A 1,480-nucleotide genomic window follows, 5' to 3' on the forward strand; every position below is an offset into this window, starting at 1 on the left:
CGATTACATCGAACATTGCTTGGAACAGCTATCTCCCCCCAACTGTGATCTCAATAGTCTCTTACCTTGGCATGTTAATCTAAGCAAGGCGTAGTTCGCCGGACGCTCACCTTTATTTTCGTATAATAGGCATCACAACTCAGATAGCGGACGCCCAATTGATGTAACTTTGGCACTAAATCAAATGCTCGGCATATAAATCAATCTGGGTCTTATTTTCTTCATCAATGGTTTGTCGTGAATCCAACGCATAAGCTGTATTTTAGGCTAAATCGGTCACACTGATGGTCGAAATTTCAAGCCCTCGATGTGCTTCATCCGCACTGCCATTATAAAAGTGTCCCAATTCCTGGGTATTAAAATCGGCATAATCAAAGTTTCTCTTAGATCAACGATAGTATCGCCTTTGACTTAACTGACTGTAACTAATAACATTTGTGTGGGTATTCCGTCCTTGATATACCATTAATACTGAAAATAAATAGGCCATAAAGAGACGCTGAGGTTTATTGATGTTGGACATTGAGCTTAAAACCGTTTCTACTATACAACTCATGGGTAGCTTTTTGCTTTGATGTAAGAAACCAGATTGTCGCAGAACCTACCCATTAATTCTTCACTATTTACTCATCAAGAGAAACAGTCCGAACTGTTGTTTACTATTTTTTTATGACAGAGAAAAAAATTGGGGTTCATACTATCAAGCCAGTAATGGAGCAATGAAGTATGGCATGTTTCAGCAACCCCATAGGTATCGACTGGCACATAGAAATTGAGATCTCCAAAATTTCTCAAAGGATTTTTTTGACTCATAGCTGAAAATGTAACGACCATCATGCCCTTCTCATGTGCACAACGAACACCACTCAATATGTTCGAAGATGAACCGCTGCTACTAATCGCAATCAAGAGATCATTTTCTCTGGCAAATACATTGAGTGGACGTGAAAACATCGTCTCACTTCCGAAATCATTGACTTGTGCGGTAAGGAGTGCAGGATCAGATATAGCAGTGGCATGAACTGCGTAATTATTTGTCAAATCTGCTGCAAAGTGACTCGCTATGGTTGAACTCGCACCATTCCCGATAAAATATGCGCTACCATTCTTTGAATGCAATTTATAAATTATCTGCCTCAGTTGGTTGAATGCCAAATCAACACTGATCTTTATGCCTCTTCGATTGCTTACAACTAATTTGGCATGCCCTTGTGCAATATTTTTTTGCCATTCAGAGAAGTTTAATCCATTCGAATTGACGTCCACAATTATTCCTTTAGTTTATGCTTAGACTCTGAAATTAATTTTAAAAATCAATTTTGTCAAATATTCACTGATATTATGTTTCATTTAATTAACAAACGATAACCCCCCGGCTCTGCCGGGGTGACTCGCATAGGTTTCACCTATACCGCGGTATAGGTAGGCTCAAGTCTCGACCAAAAGACAGGAGAGCAACCTATGCGAGACCCTAAGAGTT

The 1,480-nt window shown here is 39.4% G+C and carries 1 protein-coding gene; it reads right to left on the bottom strand.

Translation table 11 applies throughout. The annotated features are described in order from the left end of the window. Positions 1-630 precede the first annotated feature (630 nt). On the bottom strand, positions 631-1,266 hold the full coding sequence (locus tag L2764_RS27150) for an SIS domain-containing protein (RefSeq protein ID WP_248943443.1): 636 nt from the start codon (positions 1,264-1,266) through the stop codon (positions 631-633). Positions 1,267-1,480: the final 214 nt, after the last annotated feature.

Origin of the sequence: Shewanella surugensis, from assembly GCF_023284005.1 — a bacterium.
GTDB classification, from domain to species: domain Bacteria; phylum Pseudomonadota; class Gammaproteobacteria; order Enterobacterales; family Shewanellaceae; genus Shewanella; species Shewanella surugensis.